The organism is Streptomyces sp. NPDC001668 (assembly GCF_042893155.1).
Lineage (GTDB): Bacteria > Actinomycetota > Actinomycetes > Streptomycetales > Streptomycetaceae > Streptomyces.
In genome coordinates this window covers 270,903-292,666 of the sequence record NZ_JBIAUQ010000001.1, presented here as the reverse complement: position 1 = coordinate 292,666, position 21,764 = coordinate 270,903, and the positions used below count along the sequence as shown (strand labels likewise).

Sequence of the window (21,764 nt, the reverse complement as noted above, 5' to 3'; positions counted from 1 at the left end):
TGAAAGCGGATTTCATCCCTCCGCAACAAAGTCGGAGGTCAGACCCGGACCCTCAGGTAGTAGAACCGGGTCGTCTGCACCGCGTTCTGGTTGTCGTCGCTGACCAGGAGAACCTTGAGGCGGCCCTTGCGCCCGCCCGTGATCACCATGCCCTCGATGTTGTCGAGGAGGGGGTTCGGCTGGGGCTGCTTGGCGGTGGCGCCCAGGGTGGGGCAGCTCGCGATGTCCGTGAGCAGGGTCTTCTTGATCAGGCGTACGCCGGACTGGCCCGTGAGGTTCTCGATGCCGCTGGTGTCCGTCGCGTGGCGGGGGTCGGCCAGGTACAGGCGGACGGTGTTGCCGACGCCGGAGGTGAAGCCGCGTTCCAGGACGAGGAGGCGGCCGTCGGGGAGGGCCTGGACCTCGGGGACGCCGAGGAAGGCGGCGTCGGTGCGGTAGGCGTACTGGGCGGCGGGCTTGAAGTGGTTGTTCTTGGTCCGCGTCCAGGTCTGGAAGCGGACAATGCCCGCCGTGTCGCCGGAGAGCGCGTACTCCATGGAGGCGAGCAGGGTGCGGCCGCGGTTCATGAGGGTCAGGCCCTCGAAGGTCTGGTTCGACGTGGCACGGCCCGCCGGGGCGACCTGGAGGGAGGCCGGGACGGGGAGCCGGTCGAGGATCCTGCCGTCCGCGCCGTAGCGGCGGATCGACGGCTCGGTCTCCGAGGTGATCAGACGGGTGCCGTCGCGGTCGATCACCAGGCCCTCGGAGTCCAGCGCGGCGCCCTGCTCGTCGGCGAGCGGGACGACCGACGTCGGCGCGAGGGTCCTCGCGTCCAGGCCGAAGAGGGCGGAGCGGTCGGAGAGGGCGGCCAGGGAGCCGTCCCGGTCCAGCGCGAGCGCGGAGAAGTTGCCGACGAAGGTGCCGTCGTACGTCGTCTTGTCGAGCGCGTCGGAGAAGCGGTCGAGGGAGACGGACGGGGAGCAGGCGTGGCGCGCCGGGGCGGCGGCCCGCGCCGGCCCGGCGAGGGTCAGGCAGGTCGCCGCCGCCAGGGCCGCGGCGGTGGTCGCGAGTACGGTTCTGAGCTGCATGGGCGTCACGGTAGGGCGGGTTCGTGACGTACGGGAGGCCGTGTCATGAAGGGCCCTGGTCGCTGCCCGCGAACGGAGCGGCGAAACTCCCGGAGCCGGAGATGCCGCCGCCGCATGCGCCTCGCCGGTCCCGGCTTCGTGGCGGGGAGGCCGTGTCATGGGCGGGGAGGCCGTGTCATGAAGGGCCGGCTGGGGATTGAACGCCGGTCGCCGTCCGTGTACGAAGCGGCGACACCTCCGAATCCGGAGATGCCGCCGGTGACGTCCGGGAGTCCGGCCGGCGTCAGCTCGCCGCGAGGTCCTTGTGGATGACCTTGGCGACGCCCTGGATGGTGTTGATGCCGTAGTTCATGGTGCTGTTGCCGTGCGTGAGCACCGTGATCATGTAGTCGTGGCCGCCGCCCGTGAAGGTGCCGACGCTGTGCACCCGCCAGCCGTGCGTGGAGCGCTGGAGCCAGCCGTTCTTGACGTGCCAGGAGATGCCCGAGCCGGCGCCGTACGGGGTGCCCCAGCGCTGCGACGAGATGACCTGCCCCATCAACTTCAGGATGTAGGCGCGGGAGTTGTCGCTCAGGACGGTGTTCTTGGCGGTGATCAGCTTGAGCAGCTTCTGCTCGTCGGTGACGGTGATCTGGGTCAGGCCCCAGTAGCCGTTCGCCCCCGGCTTGGTCTGGGTCATGCCGGCCGCGCTCAGGAAGCCCTTGATCTTCGTCAGGCCCAGCTGACGCCACAGCTTGCTGGTGGCGTCGTTGTCCGACTTGGTGATCATGGCCTTGGCGAGGTTGTTCTCGGTGGTGGTCAGATACCTGTTGTGCTTCTTCGCGTCCCACAGCAGCGTGGCGAGGACGGTCACCTTGACCACGCTCGCGGAGTCGTAGGCGGTGGAGGAGCGCAGGGTGCAGGTCGTCTTGGTCGTACGGTCGTAGAGGCCGACGGCGATCGTGCCGGAGCGGTTGGAGACGGCGGACGTGATGTCCCGCTTGAGTTTGTCGGCGAGGCCCGCCTTGGCGGACGTGCAGCTGACGGTCGGTGTGGTCGCCGCGGCGGCCGGAGTGGCGGCGGCGACGCAGGCGGCCAGCGCACCGGCCGCGATCCATTTCGTGTGTCTGAATATCCCCCGTGTCATGCCCAGTTGACTCTCGGACGGAGGCGAATGGTTGTACGCATGGGGAATGGTTGTGCGAGCCGTTACCTGACCCGCGGTGTTTTTACCTGACTTTATTGAAGATTCCCCGGTGTTCACACAGGGAGGCACCGCACCCCATGACGGCATCGCGAGGTGCCGCTGTGTGCGCTCCTGTACAGCCTGCGGCACCCACGGGAGCACCCACGGCCGGGCAGGACCGGACCGAGTGGAGAACGAACTCAAGTTCCCTCGTTCACTGGTTGCGGTGACTGCATGTGATGAGGGCACGGGCGTGCGGGAGTCGCACGTACGGTCTTGCCACGGGAGCTGGGAACAGCGGGCGAGGCGTGGCAGGGGGTACTGGAGTGTCAGCGGAGCAGGAAGGCAAGGAGGGCGGGCGTGCCCGATACACGTACCGGCTGCGCGTCTCGTCCACCGCCCGCACGCGGCTGCAGTCGGAGTGGGACCGCTGCCGGTGGATCTGGAACGAGTGCGTGGCCAAGTCCAAGGCCGTGCACGCGTATGGCAAGGCCCGCCCCGGCGACAAGCTGACGTGCGGCCCAGCTCAGCTCGACAGAATGCTGACCGCGGCCCGTGAGCGCACGCCATGGCTGCGCGAGGGCAGCTCGGTGCCGCAGCAGCAGACCATCCGGGACTTCGGCAAGTCCCGCGCCAAGGCGCAGAAAGACATCAAGGACTGCCTCCCACAGCGCCGGCGCGCGGGGATGCCGAAGTGGAAGAAGAAGAGCGAAGCCGACCCGAGCCTGAACTACACCAGGCGCGGGTTCCGGCTCAAGGACGGGCGCCTGCATTTGGCGGGAAACATCGTGCTGACGGTCGTATGGTCCCGCGACCTGCCCGCCGATCCCTCCTCGGTACGGATCTACCGGGACAACCTCGGCCATTGGTATGCCTCGTTCGTCGTGCCGACTAGGGCGTCAGGGAGACCGCCACCACCACGAGTGACGCTCACGACCTGCCCCACGCCCAGCACGGCCGCGTGGCCCAGGCGAAGCTGTCGCGGTACGACCGGATGATGGCTCGCCGCAAACCCGCCAGAGGGCAGGCCGCCTCAAGGGCTACCGTGAGGCAAAGCGCCTGCGGGCCAAGGCCTACAAGAGGGTGGCCCGGCAGCGGCAGGACACCGGCCGCAAGTGGGCCAAGAAGATCGTGCGCGACCATGACGCGATCGCGGTGGAGGACTTCCGGCCGAAGTTCCTCGCCAAGACCACCATGGCCCGCAAGGCCGCCGACGCCGCTATCGGCGCCACCAAACAGGCCCTCGTGGAGATGGGCCGCAAACACGCGCGGGACGTCCGCCTGGTACACCCCGCGCACACCACCATGGACTGCGCATCGTGCGGGGCGAGAACCAAGCACGCACTCCCGCTGTCGGAACGTACCCACACCTGCACCACATGCGGAGCCGTCTCCCCCAGAGACAAGAACTCCGCCCGCGTGATGCTCGTCCGGGCTGGTCTCAACCCGGCTGGTGCCGAGGGCGTAAGACCTCCTGGAGCCCTGCTCCAGGAGGCAGCCTGAGCCAGGAATCCCCTCCCTCGGAGGGGAGGATTCAAAGGATGGCGCCAGGTACGTCACAGCTCCCGCCCAAGCCCCCGCCGCACGATGCCGGGGTGACATCTGCCACCGATCCCCACCCCCGCCCCCGCGCCGAGACCGTGTCCGCCGACTGGCCACCGCCGGTCCCGATCGCGGCACCCACGGACAAGGCCCCGCGCTGGTCGCTGCCCGCGCTGCTCGCGATCCTGGCCCTGGCCGGCGTCCTGTACGGCTGGAACCTGAGCGGGAACAGCCTCAACAGCTTCTACAGCGCCGCGGTCTACAGCGGTACGCAGAGCTGGAAGGCCTGGTTCTTCGGCTCGCTCGACGCGGGGAACTTCCTCACCGTCGACAAGCCGCCGTTCGCGCTCATGGTCATGGGGCTGTCCTGCCGGGTGTTCGGCTTCGGCACCTGGCAGATGATGGCGCCCGAGATCGCGGCCGCCCTCGGCACGATCTGGATCCTGCACACCTCGGTGAAGCGGGTGTTCGGGCACGCGGCGGCCGCGATCGCCGCGCTCGTCCTCGCGCTCACCCCCATCACGGTCGCGATCAACCGGGACAACAACCCCGACACGATCCTGGTGTTGCTGATGGCCGGCGGCGCGGCCCTCGCCCTGCGCGCGGTGCGTACCGACAGGCTGCTGCCCCTCCTGGGCTCCGCGGTGCTCTTCGGGCTCGCCTTCAACACCAAGATGCTGCAGGGCTACATCGCGCTGCCCGCCGTCTTCGCGGTGTACGTGTACGCGTCGAGGCTCGGCTGGCGGAAGAAGGCCGTCAACCTGGCCCTCGCGGCGGTGGCGTTGGCGGTCTCCAGCTTCTGGTGGGCGACGGCGGTGTCCCTCGTCCCGGCCGACGACCGGCCCTACATCGGCGGTTCGACCGACGGCTCCGCCTGGAACCTGATCATGGGCTACAACGGCCTCGGCCGGGTCCTCGGCGGCGAGGGCAACGGCGGGGGTGGCGGCGGCGGGGCCACCTTCGCCGGCAGCGCGGGCATCGGCCGGATGTTCAACGACGTCCTCGGCGGCCAGATCTCCTGGCTGATCCCCTTCGCCTTCCTCGCCCTCGTCGCCGGCCTGGTCCTGTGCGGCCGCGCCCCGCGCACCGACCCGGCGCGGGCCGCGCTGGTGATGTGGGGCGGCTGGCTGGTGCTGCACTACCTGACCTTCGCGATGGCCGAGGGCACCATGCACCCGTACTACACGACCGCGCTCGCCCCGGGCATCGCGGCGCTGACCGGCGCGGGCGGCGTCATGATGTTCCGCGCCTTCCGCCGCGGTGACGCCCGCTGGTCCTGGGTGCTGCCGGCCGGGCTCGCGGTCACCGGCGTCTGGGCGATCGTGCTGCTGCGCCGGGCCACCGGGTGGAACACCTGGCTGTGGCCGGTCGTCGGCGTGGTCATGGTCCTGGCGATCGTGGGCCTGTTCGTCTTCCGTACGGCGGGTTCCGGGACCAGGGCGCGGCTGCTGGGCGTGTCCGTCGCCGCGGCGATCGTGGCGGCCCTCGCTGGCCCGACGGCGTACGCGGCCTCGCCGGCCTTCTCCGCCACCACCGGGGGCATGGGCGGCACGAATCCGACGGCGGGCCCGTCGACCGGGGGCGGCATGGGCGGACCCGGTGGCGGCCGGGGCGGCTTCGGCGGCAACGGTCCCGGCGGCGGGCAGGGCGGGACGCGGCAGGGCGGCCGGGCGGGCGGGGAGTTCCCCGACGGCGGTGGCGGTGCCGACCGGATGCAGCCCGGTGGGGGCGACGGTGAGCTGCCCCAGGGAGGCGCACCCGGTGGCACGAACGGAGCCGGTACGGCTCCCGGCGGCACCGGCAACGCGGCGGGCCGCCCCGGCGGCGGGATGGGCGGCAGCGTCGACAGCGCGCTGATCTCCTACCTGGAGAAGCACCAGGACGGCGCCAAGTGGCTGCTCGCGGTGTCCAATTCACAGAGCGCGGGCCAGCTGATCCTCAGCACGCACAAGCCCGTCATCTCCATGTGGGGCTTCACCGGCACCGACCAGGCGATGACCCTCGCCAGGCTCAAGGAGCTGGTGAGGAAGGGCGAGTTGCACTACATCCAGCTCGGTGGCGGCGGTATGGGCGGCAACAGCGGCCTGAGCCAGGAGATCACCGCCTGGGTGCAGAAGAACGGCACGGCGGTGAAGGCGAGCGACTACGGCACGAGCGGGAGCAGCGGCTCGGCCTCCGGCACCACTGGGACGGTCTACCGCCTGGATCCCTCGGACGTCGGCTGACGTCCACCCGCACGAGAACGTCTCCCGGCCTCACGGTCGGGAGACGTTTTTAACGTTCCGTTAATCGACTTGACCTCATGTTCATGTCACGCTCCCATCTGCCGCCTCCGTTCAACCCGCGTAGATGGGACCCCCTTTATGTTGGCGACACGCATCCGCAGCTGGAAGTCGGTGGCACTGACCACCGCCGCCGTGCTGGTCGGGCTCGCCGCCCCGGTCGTGACCACGACCCCGGCCGCCGCCACGACGACCGCGTACGACTCGACGTACTACAAGAACGCGATCGGCAAGACCGGGACGAGCCTCAAGTCGTCCCTGCACACGATCATCAGCAGCCAGTCGAAGATCTCGTACTCCGCTGTCTGGGACGCGCTCAAGGTCACCGACCAGGACCCGAACAACACGAGCAACGTCCTCCTGCTGTACAGCGGTGTCTCCCGCAGCAAGTCCCTCAACGGCGGTGACGTCGGCGACTGGAACCGCGAGCACACCTGGGCCAAGTCGCACGGCGACTTCGGCGAGGTCACCGGCCCCGGCACCGACCTGCACCACCTGCGCGCCTGCGACGTCCAGGTCAACAGCATCCGCGGCAACCTGGACTTCGACAACGGCGGCAGCTCCGTCACCAACGGCGGCGGCTCCACCGTCGACTCCGACTCCTTCGCGCCGCGCGCGGCCGACCGGGGCGACGTGGCCCGCATGATCCTGTACATGGCCGTGCGCTACGAGGGCGACGACGGCTTCGCCGACCTGGAGCCCAACGAGAAGGTCGCCAACGGCTCCAACCCCTACATGGGCAAGCTCTCCGTCCTCAAGGCCTGGAACGAGGCGGACCCGCCCAGCGCCTTCGAGGAGCGCCGCAACCAGGTCATCTACGACACCTACCAGCACAACCGCAACCCGTTCATCGACCACCCGGAGTGGGTCGAGGCGATCTGGTAGGACCGATCCGGCAGGACCCCGGCTACAGGTGCGTCGGCGCGAACATCCGAAGCACCGCCGGGAGTACGACCACCGACGGCCCCGGTGAACCGAGCGCCTTCGACAGGTCGTCCGCGAGCGTCCCCGGTGTCGTACGGACCCCGGGGACGCCGAAGGACTCGGCCAGCGCCACGTAGTCGGGGCGGGTCAGCTCGGTCGCCGTGGCCTGGCCGAAGGCGTCCGTCATGTACTCGCGCAGGATGCCGTAGCCGCCGTCGTCGACGATCAGCCAGGTGACGTTCAGGTCGTACTGGCGGGCCGTGGCCAACTCCGCGACGGAGTACAGGGCGCCGCCGTCACCGGAGACCGCCAGGACCGGGACCGAAGGGTCGGCCACGGCGGCTCCCAGGGCGGCGGGGAAGCCGTAGCCCAGCCCTCCGGCCCCCTGGGCGGAATGGAGGAGGTTGGGGCCCTTGGCGTCGAACGCCGACCAGGCCCAGTAGGCCAGGATCGTCATGTCCCAGAAGGACGGCGAGTCGGCGGGCAGCGCCCGGCGGACCGACGCCAGCACGTCCTGCTCCAGGGTGAGTTCCTGAGCGGCGATACGGCCCGCGACACGGGCCAGCACCTCGCGCACCCGCTCCGGTGCCTGCGCGTCCTCCCTGGGCGTGACCGTCTCCAGCAGCGCCTGCAACGCCAGTCGCGCGTCCGCGTGGATGCCGAGGGCGGGGTGGTTGGACTCCAGCTTGCCGAGGTCGGCCTCGATCTGGATCACCCGGCCCCGCGGCCTGAACGTGTGGTAGTTCGAGGAGAGTTCGCCGAGCCCCGAGCCGACCACCAGGAGGACGTCCGCGTCCTCCAGGAAGTCCGTGGTGTGCCGGTCCTCGATCCAGGACTGGAGGGACAGGGGGTGCGTCCAGGGGAAGGCGCCCTTGCCGCCGGGGGTGGTGACCACCGGCGCGTGCAGCGTCTCCGCCAGCTGCCGCAGCTTGCGGGACGCGTCCGCCCGTACGACTCCCCCGCCCGCGATGATCGCCGGGCGGGCGGCGCGGGACAGCAGGTCGGCGGCCACCGCGGTGAGTTCGGGGCGCGGGGGCAGCTCCTCGGGGAAGGCGTCGCCGCCGGTGACCACCGGGATGGCGGTCCCGGCGAGCAGCACGTCCTGCGGGATCTCCACCCACACCGGCCCGTGCGGGGCGGTCAGCGCCGACTTCCAGGCCGCCTCGATCGCGGAGGGGATCTGGGACTGGGTGCGGACGGTGTGGACCGACTTGACCACTCCCCTGAACGAGGCTGCCTGGTCCGGGAGTTCGTGGAGATAGCCGTGGCGGCCGCCGCCGAGCCCGGCCGTGGGGATCTGGCTGCTGATCGCCAGGACGGGCGCCGACGCGGCGGCCGCCTCCTGGAGGGCCGCGAGCGACGTCAGCGCCCCCGGTCCCGTCGACAGCAGCAAGGGGGCCGCCTCCCCGGTGATCCTGCCGTACGCGTCGGCCGCGAAGCCCGCGTTGTTCTCCACCCGCAGACCGATGTAGCGCAGGTCGGAGCGCCGTAGCGCGTCGAACACGCCGAGCGCGTGCTGGCCGGGCAGGCCGAAGACGGTCGTCGCGCCGAGCGCGGCCAGCGTCTCCACGACCAGGTCTCCGCCGTTGCGGCCGGGAGGAGGGTTCAGAGCCGCCGAGATCTGCGCCTCGGTCGGACGGAGCACCAGGTCGTGGTCGTGAGTCACTGCGCGCGGGCCTCTGCAATCTGGCGGGACATGATCGTGGTCAGTTCGTAGGCGGTGTGGGAGGCCGCCACCGACGTGATCTCCGCGTGGTCGTACGCGGGGGCCACTTCGACGACGTCCGCCGACACCAGGTTGCACGATGCCAGACCCCGCAGGATCTCCAGCAGCTCGCGGGAGGTCATGCCGCCGGCCTCGGGGGTGCCGGTGCCGGGCGCGTGAGCCGGGTCCAGGCAGTCGATGTCGATGGAGATGTAGAGCGGACGGTCGCCGATGCGCTGACGGAGCTGGTCGGCGACCTCGTCCACACCGCGCCGCATGACGTCCGCCGACGTGACGATGCCGAAGCCCAGCTTCTCGTCGTCGTCCAGGTCCTGCTTGCCGTACAGCGGCCCGCGGGTGCCGACGTGGGAGAGGGCGGAGGTGTCCAGGATGCCCTCCTCCACCGCCCGCCGGAACGGCGTGCCGTGCGTGTACTCCGCGCCGAAGTAGGTGTCCCAGGTGTCGAGGTGGGCGTCGAAGTGGAGCAGCGCGACCGGGCCGTGCTTCTTGGCGACCGAGCGTAGGAGGGGGAGCGCGATGGTGTGGTCGCCGCCCAGGGTCATCAGACGGGCGCCGGTGCCGAGGAGGTCGTCCGCCGCCGCCTCGACGGTCTCCACGGCCTCGTTGATGTTGAACGGGTTCACCGCGATGTCCCCGCCGTCCGCGACCTGGGCCAGGGCGAAGGGGGACGCGTCCTGCGCCGGGTTGTAGGGGCGCAGCAGCCGGGACGCCTCGCGGATCGCGTTGCCGCCGAAGCGGGCGCCCGGCCGGTAGGAGACGCCCGAGTCGAAGGGCACGCCCACGACGGCGACATCGGCTTGGCCGACCTCGTCGAGGCGGGGCAGCCGGGCGAAGGTCGCGGGTCCGGCGTAGCGCGGGATGCGGGAGGAGTCGACGGGGCCGCGGGGCGTCTCGGGGGAGCTCATGGGCGGATGCCTTCCTTCTGCCGTTCTTCTGACGTCCTTCTGACGCCTTCTGTCGTCCGTCTGTCGACACTAGGTCGCCGGAAAGCGGCTGCGAAGTGTACGTTTCATCCATTCGAGCGGCGCCGGATGGAGGGAACGTCCACCATGTCGGACCCGGCTGTCCCACCCACCCCACCGGTCCCGCTGACCGCCCTGCTGGCCCGCGAGGACCTGGGGCTGCGGCAGATCGCGGGGCCCTCGGACCCCGACGCCGTCGTGCACTGGGCGCACACCTCGGAGATGGCGGACCCGTACCCGTATCTGCTGGGCGGTGAGCTGCTGCTGACGGCGGGGGTGCACATCCCGGAGGCGGCGGGCTCGGGCAGGTACTTCGAGGACTACGTGTCGAGGATCGTCGCGGCGGGTGGGGCGGCGCTCGGATTCGGGGTGGCGCCGCTGCACGACACGGTCCCGCGGGCCCTGGCCGCCGCCTGCGACGCGTACGGGCTCCCGCTGCTGGAGGTGCCGCCCCGGACCCCCTTCTCCGCAGTGGCCCGCGCGGTCTGGCAGCTGATGGCCCAGGCCCGCCACGCGGAACTCCGCCGTGTCACCGAGGCCCAGCAGAGCCTGGCCGCGGCCGCCTCCCGCCCCGACCCGGTGCCGTCGGTGCTGCGGCAGCTGGCGCAGCGGGTCGGGGGGTGGGCGGTGCTTTTCGGGCCGGACGGAACGGAGGTCGCGGTGGCCGGGCAGGGGTCCTGGCCTCGGGACGTGCGAGAGGAGCTGGCGGGGCTGGCGCGGATCGTCCGGCCGACGGCCACGCTCGCGCCCGCCGGACCGGCGCCGGCCGGGCCCGACAGCCCGGCTGCCTCCGCCACCGCTCTCCCGCCCGGCAGCCGCACGACCCCGGCCGCCGCGCCCCCTCCCGCCTCCCGCCCCTCCCCCACCTCCGCCACCGATGTCGTCGCCGGCGTCCACCTGGCCGCCTACGCCCTCGGCGCCGGCCACGGCTTCGTGCTCGGGGTCGCCACGCCCCACCGGGACCCCGGCGATCACACCATCGCCTCCGTCGCCGCCGTACTGCTGTCGTTGCTCACCGGTGAGCAGCAGAGCGGGTCGGGGGCGGCGCGGTCGTCCGCTCTCGTACGGCTGCTGCTGGGCGCCCCACCCGAGGACGTGGCCCCGCTCCTCGGTGGCGGTCGGTGGATCGTCGTGCACGCCCGCCCTGATACGCCCGCCGCCCCCGACGCCGACCCCGTCGCCGCCTCCGCCCTGGGCGCGGCGCTCGGCTCACCGCTGGTCGACGTGGCGCGGGACGTCGTACGGGTGCTGCTGCCCGCCGAGCGGGAACCGGCCCCGCAGCCCGGGTGGACGCTCGGGGTCAGTGCCGTGGCCGGACCGGCGGAGTGGGCCGTCGCCGACGCCCAGGCGGGGCGGGCGCTGGCCCGCGCCCGGGCCACCCGTGCCGAACTGGTCCGGCACGGAGCCCGCCCGGCGCTCGCGGACCTGGTGCCGGAGGCGGACGCCGAGGCGCATGCCCGGGCCCTGCTGACACCGCTGAGCCCCGCCCTCGCCGAGACCCTGCGCACCTGGCTGTCCCTGCACGGCAGTTGGGACCGTACGGCGGTCGCCCTCGGCGTGCACCGCAACACCGTCCGGCAGCGGATCGCGAAGTGCGCGGCGCTGCTGGAGGCGGACCTGGACGACCCGGACGTACGGATGGAGCTGTGGTTCGCGCTGCGCCGGGCATGATCGCGTGAGCCGCGTCCCAGCGTGCGGGATGCGCGGCGGTCCCGTGAAGGAGTGCATCAGAATGGGAGGCATGCCGATACCCGGGACACCCAGCCGCGCCGAGCTCGTCGACCACCTTGTGAAGACCCGTATCGCGGGTGAGGTCGCCACCCCGCGGGAGAACAACCTCTCGCACTACCGCCAGCTGGCGAACGGCAACCGCCACTACTGGCTCGGCCTGGAGCTCGGCGACCGCTGGAGCGACGAGCAGGACGTGCTCGCGGTGATGGCCGAGCGGGTGGGGGTCAACGACGACCCGGAGTACCGGTACGGCCAGGACACCATCGACCCCGAGCTGACGGTCGACGCGCTGGAGCGGATGGCGGCGCGGCTGCGCAAGGCGGCGGACGGGCAGCAGCGGGTGCTGTTCGCGACCGGCCACCCCGGCGGCATGCTCGACGTCCACCGCGCCACCGCCGCCGCGCTGCGCACGGCCGGCTGCGAGATCGTGGTCATCCCGGACGGGTTGCAGACGGACGAGGGGTACGTCATGCAGTTCGCGGACGTGGCCGTCCTGGAGCACGGCGCCACGCTCTGGCACACCCACTCCGGCGAGCCGATGAAGGCCATCCTCACGGCCCTGGAGCGCGAGGGCCGCCCGCTGCCGGACCTGGTCGTCGCCGACCACGGCTGGGCGGGCTACGCCGGTCAGCACGGCGTGGACTCGGTGGGTTACGCCGACTGCAACGACCCGGCGCTTTTCGTGGGCGAGTCGGAGGGCACGCTCCAGGTGGCGGTCCCGCTCGACGACCACGTGGTGAGCCCGCGTTACTACGACCCGATGACGGCGTATCTGCTGGAGGCGGCAGGCCTGGCGTAGCGCGGCTCAGGTCAGAGTCGTCCTCGGCGCGTCCGCCGCGTCCCCCGGCAGCGTGACGACACCGGCGATCTCCTGAGCGACTCGGACCCGCCCCTTGAGGAACGCGAGCCGGTTCAGCAGGGAGTACCCGTCGCACAGCACCGTCTCGTGGCCCGCGTAGCTCTCCAGGTTGACCACGGCCGCCTCCACGTGCGCGATCTCACCGATCAGCATCGGGATGCCGGAGCGGCCCAGCGCGTCCGCGGCGCCCGCGCGTTCGTACAGCACGGGGACGAGCGCGGAGCCGCTGCCGTTGGTGAGCGTCGGCTCGGAGCTGTCGCTCAGTTCACGCAGCCGCGCCCGGGCATGGCGGGTGACGCGCTCGATCGTCCGCAGCTCGTCCATGGTGATCTCGAACGCCAGTGGCGGCAGCGCCGCGGCGGCGGAAGAGTCGGGCGCGGCGGCGCGCTGGGCACGCCTGCTGAAGATCGACACGGAGCAGGGCCTCCTCACGGACGGACCAACACGAGCAAACGCCCCGACGACGGGTGTCGGGGCGAGGAACTCTGTGCCAGTGCGGGCCAGCTGGTGTGGGGAGGCCGAAAGTGACCCTTCTGACAGCTCTAAAGCGCTTTCATGGTAGAGCCGAAACGATCAGTTGGCTCCGGCCGAGACTAACGAATGGATGACGGCCGGGGGGCGGACCGTGTGAGCACACCTCAGCGAGGCGCGCGGACCACACCCTCCTGGATCACCGAGATCGCCAGCCGGCCGTCCTGCGTGTAGATCCGGGCCTGGCCGAGGCCGCGGCCGCCGGAGGCCGACGGGGATTCCTGGTCGTACAGGAGCCATTCGTCGGCGCGGAACGGGCGGTGGAACCACATCGCGTGGTCCAGCGAGGCCCCGACGACGTCACCGACGGCCCAGCCGCCGCGCCCGTGCGCGAGCAGGATCGAGTCGAGGAGCGTCATGTCGGAGACGTACGTGGCGAGGACGACGTGCAGCAGCGGGTCGTCCGCGAGCTTGCCGTTGGTGCGGAACCAGACCTGGGAGTGCGGTTCGCGCGGCTCGCCGAACTGTCCGAACGGCGGCTCGTCGACGTAGCGCAGGTCGATCGCCTCGCGGGTCTCCAGGAACCGCTCCACGACCGTGGGATCCAGGTGGTCGTAGCCGCGCAGCCGGTCCGCGGAGGTGGGCAGCGTCGCCGGGTCGGGGGCGGCCGGCATGGGGGCCTGGTGGTCGAAACCGTCCTCGTACCGCTGGAAGGAGGCGGAGAGGGCGAAGATCGGCTGGCCGTGCTGGACCGCGACGACCCGGCGGGCGGTGAAGGACCGGCCGTCGTTCATGCGGTCGACGGTGTAGACGATCGGCGCGCCCGGGTCGCCGGGGCGCAGGAAGTACGCGTGCAGGGAGTGGGCGAGCCGGTCCTCGGGGACCGTCCGCCCCGCGGCCACCAGCGCCTGCGCCGCGACCTGCCCGCCGAAGACGCGGGGGACGACGGCGGGGCGGGAGTGGCCACGGAAGATGTCCACCTCGATCTGCTCGATGTCGAGCAGATCGAGGAGGGACTGGAGTGCCTGGCTCATGGAGCTGTTGTACCGGCCGGTGATATCGCTCGGCTTACAGGCCCATGTCCTTCGCGATGATCGTCTTCATGATCTCGCTGGTGCCGCCGTAGATGCGGTTGACGCGGTTGTCCGCGTACAGGCGGGCGATCGGGTACTCGTTCATGAAGCCGTAGCCGCCGTGCAGCTGGAGGCAGCGGTCGATGACGCGGTGGGCGACCTCGGTGCAGAAGAGCTTGGCGGAGGCGGCCTCGGCGGGGGTCAGCTCGCCGGCGTCGAGGGCTTCGAGCGCGCGGTCGGCGACGGCCTCGGCGGCGTCCACCTCGGCCTGGCAGGCGGCCAGCTCGAACTTGGTGTTCTGGAAGGACGCGACCGGCTTGCCGAAGACGGTGCGCTCCTGGACGTACTCCTTGGCGAACCGCACGGCGGCCTTGGCCTGCGCGTAGGCGCCGAAGGCGATGCCCCAGCGCTCGGAGGCGAGGTTGTGGCCCAGGTAGTAGAAGCCCTTGTTCTCCTCGCCGAGGAGGTCCTCGACGGGGACCTTCACGTCGACGAACGCCAGCTCGGCGGTGTCGGAGGTCTTCAGGCCGAGCTTGTCCAGCTTGCGGCCGATGGAGTAGCCCTCGGACTTGGTGTCGACGGCGAAGAGGGAGATGCCGTGGCGGCGGTCCTCGGCGGTCGGCGCGGAGGTGCGGGCGCAGACGATCACACGGTCGGCGTGGACGCCACCGGTGATGAAGGTCTTGGCGCCGTTGAGGACGTAGTGCGTGCCGCCCTCGGAGAGCTTGGCGGTGGTCTTCATGCCCGCGAGGTCGGAGCCGGTGCCCGGCTCGGTCATCGCGAGGGCCCACATCTCCTCGCCGGAGACGAACTTCGGCAGGAAGCGCTTCTTCTGCTCGTCGGTGGCGAGCATCTTGATGTACGGCAGTCCGAGCAGGACGTGCACACCGGAGCCGCCGAACTGCACACCCGCGCGGGCCGTCTCCTCGTACATGACGGCCTCGAACTTGTACGAGTCGATGCCGGCGCCGCCGTACTCCTCGTCGACGCGGATGCCGAAGATGCCGAGCTCGGCGAGCTTGTAGTAGAAGTCGCGCGGCGCCTGGCCGGCCTGGAACCACTCGTCGTAGACGGGGACGACCTCGGCCTCGATGAAGGCGCGCAGGGTCTCCCGGAACGCCTCGTGGTCCTCGTTGAACACCGTACGGCGCACCGCCGCCACCTCCACCTGACTGAAAGGGTCCATGTCTAAGCGCTTGCTCAGACCCAAAGGTACCGGCCGGTAGCGAGAGCCGTCCAGAGGTGATCCCGTAACGCTCGTCACGCCGCTTCCTGAAGTGCCTTTAAGCCATCGATCACGCTGGACCTGTACGTGCGTCTCTACGAGGACGACGAGGACACAACGGCCGCGCTCATCGATGAGGCCCCGGCGGATGCGGCCCGAGAGTGCCCCCACGCCCCCGGAAAACAGGGAGTTCGCAGGTAGACACAGGTAAGGCGGCACCCGTGCGGGGGTGCCGCTCACGGGGTCAGGCCCCGACCTCCTCGCCTCCCGGCTTCCCTGTCAGCGATTCGGACGCCCAAGATCGACCCAGTAGTTCTGTGTCGCGAGGTTGTAAGGGACCAGTCGGTCTTCTACGCCCACTACGCCTCCCCAGGCCTCCTTGCACGATGTGCCGGACTGTCCCCAGAATGCGTATCTCTCGCCTTCTTTGACGTAGATTCCGGTATTCACATCCCGCCTGCCCTGGATGTTCTTGACGCAGCCGACGCGTTCGTACACGCCATCGGCCCGAATCTTCTTCCAGATGAGCACACTGTGCACGCCGCCGGGAAAGTTAGCCCCGGTGAGCATGACGTTGTGCGTGTCCGCCGCCGAGGCGCTCGGCGCGGTGATCATCCCGGCGGCCATGAAAACGCCCAGAGCCGCCATGACCCCGCGGGTACGGCCACCTACGACTCTCTTCAATCGATGCATATGTCCTCAGCCAATTGCTGGTTGCTGGTTGCTGGTTGCTGGTTGCTGGTTGCTGGTTGATCTTGCGCTTCTCAGGATGGCGTAGCAGCAACATGCGAGAGCTCAGTTTTCCTGTGATCTTGGACATGTTTCCAAGGCCCGGAGCCGCAGTGCCGCCCGCTCCGAACAGCGCATGGACACCACCGGCTCCACCGCCGAGGTGCGGCTGAACGCCGAGCTGACCGCGCTGCACAGGTCGGCAATCTGCCGGCCTCCGTCCAGGTGCCGGGGCCGGAGCAGTTCGCGGGGTTCGCGGACGCCGCGATCATCGCCTCCATCCTCACCTTCACGGTCATCACCTCCGCGGAGAGCCTGTTCACCGCGGCCGCCGTGGACCGCATGCACAGCGGCCCGCGCACCCGCTACCGGGATTCAAGAGGGCCCGCACGTCCTCGGCGGTGGCTCCGGGCGGGATGGGCGGAGTGTCGGGGTTGGTTTCGACCATGGCTACGGCGGGCGCGCCCGGGGGCAGCAGGCCGAGGAACCAGACGACGGTGTCGGCCCAGAAGACGGGCGGGGCATCCTTGAGGACCAGGTAGCTGCGGTCGAAGTGGAGCCCGTGCCTGCGCTCGTCATCGAGATCGACTTCAAACGCCAGACAGTCCTGGCCACGGCCGGGCTGTTCGAGGGTGCACATCGCCTCGGCGTAGCGGTCGAGGATCCGGGTCTCGAACTCCTCGACGGTCAGCGGCCAGCTGGTTCCGGGCGGCGCCGCGATGAAGATGGCGTCCTGCATGACCTCGCCCTCCCCTTCTGCCGCCGGTGCCCGTCAGGGCACGTAGCGGACGAAGCCGCGCAGGGATCCCTTTGCCGCCCTTCGATGAGCCCTTGGCCTGCGGTCCACGAAACCCTCACTCCGAGGCGGCCGCCAACGCCCCCCGGGCCATCCGGTGCAGCAGCGCAGCCGTCGCCCCCCGCCCCGGCAACGACCCCGCCCGTCCCAGATGCGGCGTCGAGTTCAGCAGCCCGAACACCGAGTGCACGGCGGACCGGGCAGCAGGCTCCAGCAGCTCCGGGTACAGCTCGCGGACCACCCCCACCCACAGCTCCACGTACTGCCGCTGGAGCTGCCGGACCAGCTTGCGGTCGCTGTCGCGGAGCCGGTCCAGCTCGCGGTCATGGAGGGTGATGAGGGGGCGGTCATCGAGGGCGAAGTCGATGTGCCCCTCGATCAGGGAGTCCAGCAGCGCCTCCGCGTCCCCGCCGTCCGCCTCCGCCACCCTGCGCTTCCCACCCGTCAGGAGCTGGCCGCTGATCCCCACCAGCAGCTCCGCCAGCATCGCGTCCTTGCCCGCGAAGTGCCGGTAGAGCCCGGGCCCGCTGATCCCGACCGCCGCGCCTATCTCGTCCACGCCCACGCCGTGGAACCCGCGCTCGGCGAACAGCCGCGCGGCCTCCTTGAGGATCTGCTCGCGGCGGGTGGGGGCGTCGGTTCTGGTGGTCATGCGAGCAATTCTAGACAGGGAGGTTAGCGGTCGTTAACCTGGAGGCGATGGTTAACGCTCATTAACAGGCGATCACTGGGTGAGGGGACCGCGGGACATGGATCAGGCACCCGAGCTGACGAGCGCGGCGGACCCCGCGTCGGAGGCCTGGAAGGCCAACGAGGAGGCCCACCGGGCCCTCGTGGAGGAGTTGCGGGACAAGCTCGCCGCGGCCAGGCTGGGCGGCGGGGAGAGGGCGCGCGAGCGGCACACCGCGCGCGGGAAGCTGTTGCCCCGGGACCGGGTCGACACGCTCCTCGACCCCGGCTCGCCCTTCCTGGAGCTCGCCCCGCTCGCCGCCGACGGGATGTACGACGGGCAGGCCCCGGCCGCCGGGGTCATCGCCGGGATCGGCAGGGTGAGCGGGCGCGAGTGCGTCGTGGTGGCCAACGACGCCACCGTCAAGGGCGGCACGTACTACCCGATGACGGTGAAGAAGCACCTGCGCGCACAGGAGGTCGCCCTCGACAACCGGCTCCCCTGCGTCTACCTCGTGGACTCCGGCGGCGCCTTCCTGCCCATGCAGGACGAGGTCTTCCCGGACCGCGAGCACTTCGGGCGGATCTTCTACAACCAGGCCCGGATGTCCGCCCGGGGGATTCCGCAGATCGCCGCCGTCCTCGGGTCGTGCACCGCCGGCGGCGCCTACGTCCCCGCGATGAGCGACGAGGCCGTCATCGTCCGCAACCAGGGCACGATCTTCCTCGGCGGCCCCCCGCTCGTGAAGGCCGCCACCGGCGAGGTCGTCACCGCGGAGGAACTCGGCGGCGGCGAGGTGCACGCACGCGTGTCCGGCGTCACCGACCACCTCGCCGAGGACGACGCCCACGCGCTGAGGATCGTGCGGAACATCGCAGCGACCCTGCCCGCGCGCGGCCCCCTGCCCTGGTCCGTCGAGGCCACCGTGGAGCCCAAGGTCGACCCCTACGGCCTGTACGGCGCCGTCCCCACCGACTCCCGAACCCCCTACGACGTCCGCGAGATCATCGCGCGCATCACCGACGGCTCCCGTTTCGCCGAGTTCAAGGCCGAGTTCGGGCAGACCCTCGTCACCGGCTTCGCCCGGATCCACGGCCACCCGGTCGGGATCATCGGCAACAACGGCATCCTGTTCTCCGAATCCGCCCAGAAGGGAGCCCACTTCATCGAGCTGTGCGACCAGCGCGGCATCCCCCTGCTGTTCCTCCAGAACATCTCGGGCTTCATGGTCGGCAAGGACTACGAGGCGGGCGGCATCGCCAAGCACGGCGCCAAGATGGTGACCGCGGTCGCCTGCACGCGTGTGCCCAAGCTGACCGTGGTCGTCGGCGGTTCCTACGGCGCCGGGAACTACTCCATGTGCGGCCGGGCCTACTCCCCCCGCTTCCTGTGGATGTGGCCCAACGCCAAGATCTCCGTCATGGGCGGCGAGCAGGCCGCGTCGGTCCTCGCGACCGTCAAGCGGGACCAGCTGGAGGCCCGCGGCGAGGCCTGGCCCGCCGAGGACGAGGAGGCCTTCAAGGACCCGGTCCGCGCCCAGTACGAGCGCCAGGGCAACGCCTACTACGCCACCGCCCGCCTCTGGGACGACGGGGTCATCGACCCGCTGGACACCCGTCAGGTGCTCGGCCTGGCCCTGACCGCATGCGCCAACGCGCCGCTGGGCGAACCCCAGTTCGGCGTCTTCCGGATGTGAGGACCCATGTTTGACACAGTGCTTGTCGCCAACCGGGGCGAGATCGCGGTCCGCGTCATCCGCACGCTCAAGGCCCTGGGCGTGCGCTCCGTCGCCGTCTTCTCCGACGCCGACGCCGACGCCCGGCACGTCCGGGAGGCCGACACCGCCGTACGCCTCGGACCGGCGCCGGCCGCCGAGAGCTATCTGTCCGTCGAGCGGCTCCTGGAGGCGGCCGCCCGCACCGGCGCCCAGGCCGTCCACCCCGGCTACGGCTTCCTTGCGGAGAACGCCGCCTTCGCGCGCGCCTGCGCCGACGCCGGGCTGGTGTTCATCGGGCCCCCGGCGGACGCGATCGCCCTCATGGGCGACAAGATCCGCGCCAAGGAGACCGTGGAAGCGGCCGGAGTACCGGTCGTGCCCGGTGGCCGCGACCCCGAACTCGCCGAGGCCGCGCGCGCGTTGGGCGCGCCGGTGCTGCTGAAGCCCAGCGCGGGCGGCGGCGGCAAGGGCATGCGCCTGGTCCGGGACCTCACGGTCCTGGAGGAGGAGATCGCCGCCGCCCGCCGCGAGGCCCGCGCCTCCTTCGGCGACGACACCCTGCTCGTGGAGCGGTGGGTGGACCGGCCCCGGCACATCGAGATCCAGGTCCTGGCGGACGGCCACGGCAACGTGATCCACCTCGGTGAGCGCGAGTGCTCGCTCCAGCGGCGGCACCAGAAGATCATCGAGGAGGCGCCCAGCGTCCTGCTCGACGAGGACACGCGCGCGTCGATGGGCGAGGCCGCGGTCGAGGCGGCCCGCTCCTGCGGCTACCGGGGCGCGGGGACGGTGGAGTTCATCGTGCCGGGCGACGATCCCTCGTCGTACTACTTCATGGAGATGAACACCCGCCTCCAGGTGGAGCACCCGGTCACCGAGCTGGTCACCGGCCTGGACCTGGTGGAGTGGCAGCTGCGGGTGGCCGCGGGCGAGCGGCTGCCGTACGGGCAGGAGGACGTCCGGCTGACCGGGCACGCCGTCGAGGCCCGCCTCTGCGCGGAGGACCCGGCGCGCGGGTTCCTGCCGTCCGGCGGCACGGTGCTGCGGCTCCGCGAGCCCCAGGGCGACGGCGTGCGCACCGACTCCGGGCTCAGCGAGGGCACCGAGGTCGGCAGCCTGTACGACCCGATGCTGTCCAAGGTCATCGCGTACGGCCCGGACCGCGAGACCGCGCTCAGGAAGCTCAGGGCGGCGCTCGCGGAGACGGTCACGCTGGGCGTGCAGACCAACGCGGGGTTCCTGCGGCGGCTCCTCGCCCATCCGGACGTGGTGAAGGGCGAGCTGGACACCGGGCTCGTCGAGCGGGTGGTGGACGACCTGGTCTCCACGGACGTACCGGACGAGGTGTACGAGGCGGCGGCGGCCGTACGGCTCGAAGCGCTGCGGCCGGGGGAGGACGGCTGGACCGACCCGTTCTCGGTGCCGAGCGGCTGGCGGATGGGGGGCACGGGGTTCACCAGGCCCGTCGGCTTCCCCCTGCGGGTGCAGGACCCCGTGGAGTACGTCCCGCGCGGCACCCACACCGTCACCGGCGACCGGGTCTCGGTCACCCTCGACGGCGTCCGCCACGCCTTCCACCGCGCCGGTGACTGGGTGGGCCGCGACGGCGACGCCTGGCACGTGCGCGACCACGACCCGGTGGCCGCGTCCCTCACCCGCTCCGCGCACGCGGGCGCCGACTCCCTCACCGCCCCGATGCCCGGCACGGTGACGGTCGTGAAGGTGGCCGTCGGGGACGAGGTGGCCGCCGGTCAGAGTCTGCTCGTCGTCGAGGCGATGAAGATGGAGCACGTCATCTCCGCCCCGCACGCCGGCACCGTCGCCGAGCTGGACGTCACGCCGGGCACGACGGTCGCCATGGACCAGGTGCTGGCCGTGATCGCACCGCACGAGGAGGTGGCGCAGTGAGCCTGCCCATGACCGTCCCCGAAGCGGGCCTGCCCGCCCGGGTCCGCATCCACGAGGTCGGCGCCCGCGATGGCCTGCAGAACGAGAAGTCGACCGTGCCGACGGAGGTCAAGGCGGAGTTCGTGCGCCGCCTCGCGGAGGCCGGACTGACGACCATCGAGGCGACGAGCTTCGTGCACCCGAAGTGGGTGCCCCAACTCGCGGACGCGGAGCAGCTGTTCCCGCAGCTCAGCGATCTCTCGGTGGACCTCCCGGTGCTGGTGCCGAACGAACGCGGCCTGGACCGGGCCCTCGCGCTCGGCGCGAGGCGGGTCGCCGTGTTCGCCAGCGCCACCGAGTCCTTCGCCAAGGCCAACCTCAACCGCACGGTGGACGAGGCCCTCGCGATGTTCGAGCCGGTCGTCGCCCGGGCGAAGGCCGAGGGAGTGCACGTCCGCGGCTATCTTTCGATGTGCTTCGGCGACCCCTGGGAGGGCGCGGTCCCGGTCCCCCAGGTCGTCAAGGTCTGCCACGCCCTGCTGGACATGGGCTGCGACGAGCTGAGCCTCGGCGACACCATCGGGGTGGCGACCCCGGGGCACGTACGCGCGCTGCTGACCGAACTCGACGTCCCCGTCGAGAAGGTGGGCGTGCACTTCCACGACACCTACGGCCAGGCCCTCGCCAACACCCACGCGGCCCTCCAGCACGGTGTCACCACCGTGGACGCCTCCGCGGGCGGCCTCGGCGGCTGCCCCTACGCCAAGTCCGCCACCGGCAACCTCGCCACCGAGGACCTGGTGTGGATGCTCCAGGGCCTCGGCATCGACACCGGAGTCGACCTCGGCCGTCTCGTCGCCACCAGCGCCTGGATGGCCGAACACCTGGGCCGACCCAGCCCGTCCCGCACCGTCCGCGCCCTCTCCCACCAGGAGTGA

The 21,764-nt window shown here is 71.1% G+C and carries 17 protein-coding genes and 2 pseudogenes; 9 read left to right on the top strand and 10 right to left on the bottom strand.

The window, feature by feature from the left end; genetic code table 11:
• Positions 1 to 38: 38 nt before the first annotated feature.
• Together ACFYZ8_RS01390 and ACFYZ8_RS01385 are read right to left on the bottom strand one after the other, a co-directional pair.
• Positions 39 to 1,067: an esterase-like activity of phytase family protein gene (locus ACFYZ8_RS01390; protein WP_388536483.1), complete on the bottom strand. Its 1,029-nt coding sequence runs from the start codon at positions 1,065 to 1,067 to the stop codon at positions 39 to 41.
• A gap of 283 nt (positions 1,068 to 1,350) precedes the next feature.
• A complete protein-coding gene (locus ACFYZ8_RS01385) occupies positions 1,351 to 2,193 on the bottom strand; it encodes a serine hydrolase (RefSeq protein WP_388536481.1) in 843 nt (280 codons plus the stop codon).
• A 578-nt stretch (positions 2,194 to 2,771) separates the two neighbouring features.
• Here ACFYZ8_RS01385 and ACFYZ8_RS01380 point away from each other — a divergent pair.
• The 3 genes and pseudogenes from ACFYZ8_RS01380 to ACFYZ8_RS01370 all read left to right on the top strand — a co-directional run bounded on the left by ACFYZ8_RS01380 (position 2,772) and on the right by ACFYZ8_RS01370 (position 6,941).
• Positions 2,772 to 3,735 (top strand): annotated as a pseudogene (locus tag ACFYZ8_RS01380) (RNA-guided endonuclease InsQ/TnpB family protein).
• Positions 3,736 to 3,827: 92 nt separating this feature from the next.
• A complete protein-coding gene (locus ACFYZ8_RS01375) occupies positions 3,828 to 5,999 on the top strand; it encodes a glycosyltransferase family 39 protein (RefSeq protein ID WP_388536480.1) in 2,172 nt (723 codons plus the stop codon).
• Positions 6,000 to 6,137: 138 nt separating this feature from the next.
• On the top strand, positions 6,138 to 6,941 hold the full coding sequence (locus ACFYZ8_RS01370) for an endonuclease (RefSeq protein ID WP_359030365.1): 804 nt from the start codon (positions 6,138 to 6,140) through the stop codon (positions 6,939 to 6,941).
• A gap of 22 nt (positions 6,942 to 6,963) precedes the next feature.
• On the opposite strand, the gene ACFYZ8_RS01365 is transcribed toward ACFYZ8_RS01370, so the two are convergent.
• Both ACFYZ8_RS01365 and speB read right to left on the bottom strand, forming a co-directional pair.
• The gene (locus ACFYZ8_RS01365) at positions 6,964 to 8,646 is read right to left on the bottom strand and encodes a thiamine pyrophosphate-binding protein (protein WP_388536479.1); all 1,683 of its coding nucleotides are present in this window, start codon (positions 8,644 to 8,646) and stop codon (positions 6,964 to 6,966) included.
• Positions 8,643 to 9,611 (bottom strand): agmatinase, encoded by a 969-nt coding sequence (gene speB / locus ACFYZ8_RS01360; protein WP_388536478.1) that lies wholly within the window; start codon positions 9,609 to 9,611, stop codon positions 8,643 to 8,645. The genes ACFYZ8_RS01365 and speB overlap by 4 nt, the downstream gene beginning before the upstream one ends.
• 144 nt (positions 9,612 to 9,755) lie before the next feature.
• Here speB and ACFYZ8_RS01355 point away from each other — a divergent pair, with 144 nt between their 5' ends.
• Positions 9,756 to 11,339, top strand: a complete 1,584-nt coding sequence (locus ACFYZ8_RS01355; RefSeq protein WP_388536477.1) for a PucR family transcriptional regulator — start codon at positions 9,756 to 9,758, stop codon at positions 11,337 to 11,339.
• 70 nt (positions 11,340 to 11,409) lie between these two features.
• Positions 11,410 to 12,198, top strand: coding sequence for a phosphatase (locus ACFYZ8_RS01350; protein WP_359030372.1), 789 nt, complete (start codon positions 11,410 to 11,412; stop codon positions 12,196 to 12,198).
• Positions 12,199 to 12,204: 6 nt separating this feature from the next.
• On the opposite strand, the gene ACFYZ8_RS01345 is transcribed toward ACFYZ8_RS01350, so the two are convergent.
• From ACFYZ8_RS01345 to ACFYZ8_RS01330, 4 genes are all read right to left on the bottom strand, one after another.
• Positions 12,205 to 12,672 carry a hypothetical protein gene (locus ACFYZ8_RS01345; RefSeq protein WP_359030373.1) on the bottom strand — a complete coding sequence of 156 codons (468 nt, stop codon included), beginning with the start codon at positions 12,670 to 12,672 and terminating at the stop codon, positions 12,205 to 12,207.
• A gap of 224 nt (positions 12,673 to 12,896) precedes the next feature.
• Entirely contained in the window at positions 12,897 to 13,763 is an 867-nt protein-coding gene (locus ACFYZ8_RS01340; RefSeq protein WP_359030374.1) for an acyl-CoA thioesterase II, read from the bottom strand.
• A gap of 34 nt (positions 13,764 to 13,797) precedes the next feature.
• A complete protein-coding gene (locus ACFYZ8_RS01335) occupies positions 13,798 to 14,955 on the bottom strand; it encodes an acyl-CoA dehydrogenase family protein (RefSeq protein ID WP_388536853.1) in 1,158 nt (385 codons plus the stop codon).
• Positions 14,956 to 15,306: 351 nt separating this feature from the next.
• Positions 15,307 to 15,675, bottom strand: a complete 369-nt coding sequence (locus ACFYZ8_RS01330; protein WP_359030375.1) for a hypothetical protein — start codon at positions 15,673 to 15,675, stop codon at positions 15,307 to 15,309.
• A 267-nt stretch (positions 15,676 to 15,942) separates the two neighbouring features.
• Between ACFYZ8_RS01330 and ACFYZ8_RS01325 the strand changes: the two are divergent.
• Positions 15,943 to 16,125, top strand: a pseudogene (locus ACFYZ8_RS01325) (SulP family inorganic anion transporter); the annotation flags it as partial.
• Here the strand turns inward: ACFYZ8_RS01325 and ACFYZ8_RS01320 are convergent.
• Together ACFYZ8_RS01320 and ACFYZ8_RS01315 are read right to left on the bottom strand one after the other, a co-directional pair.
• On the bottom strand, positions 16,076 to 16,495 hold the full coding sequence (locus ACFYZ8_RS01320) for a hypothetical protein (RefSeq protein WP_359030377.1): 420 nt from the start codon (positions 16,493 to 16,495) through the stop codon (positions 16,076 to 16,078). The pseudogene ACFYZ8_RS01325 and the gene ACFYZ8_RS01320 sit on opposite strands and share 50 nt — an antisense overlap.
• A 115-nt stretch (positions 16,496 to 16,610) precedes the next feature.
• Complete coding sequence (locus tag ACFYZ8_RS01315) at positions 16,611 to 17,204, bottom strand: TetR/AcrR family transcriptional regulator (RefSeq protein WP_359030378.1); 594 nt, start codon at positions 17,202 to 17,204, stop codon at positions 16,611 to 16,613.
• Positions 17,205 to 17,301: 97 nt separating this feature from the next.
• Between ACFYZ8_RS01315 and ACFYZ8_RS01310 the strand changes: the two genes are divergently transcribed.
• Genes ACFYZ8_RS01310 through ACFYZ8_RS01300 form a run of 3 tightly spaced genes read left to right on the top strand, consistent with a single transcriptional unit; the run spans position 17,302 to position 21,764 of the window.
• The gene (locus ACFYZ8_RS01310) at positions 17,302 to 18,918 is read left to right on the top strand and encodes a carboxyl transferase domain-containing protein (protein ID WP_388536475.1); all 1,617 of its coding nucleotides are present in this window, start codon (positions 17,302 to 17,304) and stop codon (positions 18,916 to 18,918) included.
• Positions 18,919 to 18,924: 6 nt separating this feature from the next.
• Positions 18,925 to 20,847: an acetyl/propionyl/methylcrotonyl-CoA carboxylase subunit alpha gene (locus ACFYZ8_RS01305; protein ID WP_388536473.1), complete on the top strand. Its 1,923-nt coding sequence runs from the start codon at positions 18,925 to 18,927 to the stop codon at positions 20,845 to 20,847.
• Positions 20,844 to 21,764 carry a hydroxymethylglutaryl-CoA lyase gene (locus ACFYZ8_RS01300; RefSeq protein WP_388536472.1) on the top strand — a complete coding sequence of 307 codons (921 nt, stop codon included), beginning with the start codon at positions 20,844 to 20,846 and terminating at the stop codon, positions 21,762 to 21,764. The genes ACFYZ8_RS01305 and ACFYZ8_RS01300 overlap by 4 nt, the downstream gene beginning before the upstream one ends.